Here is a 1,634-nt window from a genome sequence, read left to right as displayed (position 1 = left end):
CGTTGATGTTGCGATCGGGCCACGACCTGAATTGCGCGAGCGGTCCGTCTTTCGACGCCGGAAGGCTGAGATAGAAACCGGTCGGCGTCGTCGGGATGATCACCGCCAGGCCGCTGTTCAGATAGCTCGCCCACACCGGCCACTCCAGGTCCTTGGCAAACCGCGGCGTGTTGGCGATCAGCGGCAGCAGCAGCAGCTCCGTTACCAGGACAAGTCCGGCGAAGACGGTTCTGACGTAGCGGCGGCCGGACAGGCAGCAGATGAACCACAACGCGAACACGCTGGCGGCGTAGAAGTAGCGGTTGGAGGCGTATTGTGTTTCGAGCGCCGCTCGAAATTTGTACATGCCCGACAGCACGATCGCCAGGCCGAAGGCCAGCATGAACAATTTCTGCGCCCGATATGGCGGAAGCCACGCCAGCACCACCGCGATCAACAGCAGGCCGAGCCCAAGCGCGGCGCCGCTGTCGGCGCGGAACAGCTGCGAGACGCGTGGACCGAACGTCGTGGTGATCTGCGAAAATGGCAGATTGACCCACACCGTCCACGAATAGGGCGTCGGTGCTACCAGGTTCAGGATCGAGGGATTGCGCGAGATGACGGCGATCTGGATCAGGGCGCCGAGCGCAACGATGCAGGACAGAACGATCAGCCGGCGCCGGTTGGCGGCGTCACGCGCCATCCATGCGCGCGCTGCGAACAGCGGCGTCAGGAAGATCGAGAACGGGCCACTCAGGGCGGTCACGCCGAGAAATGCGGCTTCGGCCACTGCTCCGGCGATCGACGCCGGGGGACGCATGAACAGCAGCGCGAACGCGCCGATCGGCAGCACCCACTGAATATTGGTCAGCGTACCGAGTTCCTCGTATCCCATCGGCACGATGACGATGGCGATGCCGAGCAGCGGCTTGTAGGGCAGCTCGAGCCGCGGCGAGGTCACCATCCAGACCACCAGCAGGGTCAGGGCGACGGCGGCGTAGTTGAACAGCATCGGCGCAGCGGGAACCGGCGCAAGATTGCAGACAATGATCCCGACAAGCATCTGCGCAAACACCAGATAGCCGCCCATCACGGTGAACAACCCGGACCATCCATGCGCAAGGCTAACGTAGAGAAAGTCGCTGTCCTCGCCCCATAGCTGGGGATGCGTGAAGACGCTGGGGATTCTGAGGAACAGGATTGCCGCCGCGACCATAATGATCAAAGTTCGTGAAATTGCGAGCGTACCTCCTCCCACATCCGAGTCAGCATACCCTGACCAAAGCCGAACTGAGGTCAGTTTCATTCGATTCAGCACGTTAGGCGCCCATTTTGACTTACCGGCGAACTTTAACTTCCCTTGTTAGGTCAGTTTGCGTACCGCACGACAAAGCCAACCCTTCCCGAATCGTCGCGTTGCCGACCGTCGATTACCGCCGCATTCGATTCGCTCGTATCTGATGCATACAGGGCTAAGCCAATGGGGGCACCAACATCACCAGCTTCCACCGAGAAGGTGACTTCCACCTCTCGTGAACCAGCGTTACTCCCCAACCGGATGGTCACCTGTTCCCAATCGGCCAACTTCGACGCCTGCAAATGACCGGTCCCCAGAACGGACTTGTTCTGCACATCCGTCGCTTCCAGAGCACGGA

Annotated in this window: 2 protein-coding genes; both read right to left on the bottom strand. The window is 61.0% G+C overall.

Annotated elements, in window-relative coordinates; translation table 11 throughout:
- A partial coding sequence (locus tag I5M_RS30465; protein ID WP_040771863.1) for a hypothetical protein occupies positions 1–1,081 on the bottom strand: 1,081 nt, incomplete at its 3' end.
- A gap of 266 nt (positions 1,082–1,347) precedes the next feature.
- Positions 1,348–1,634 (bottom strand): hypothetical protein (locus tag I5M_RS30460; protein ID WP_040771862.1); only part of this gene is annotated, 287 nt, incomplete at its 5' end.

The sequence above is a fragment of the Rhodopseudomonas sp. B29 genome, from assembly GCF_000333455.1.
Classification (GTDB): domain Bacteria; phylum Pseudomonadota; class Alphaproteobacteria; order Rhizobiales; family Xanthobacteraceae; genus Rhodopseudomonas.
The sequence above is the reverse complement of the archived record's forward strand: the minus strand, read 5'-3'. Positions and strand labels throughout refer to the sequence as shown.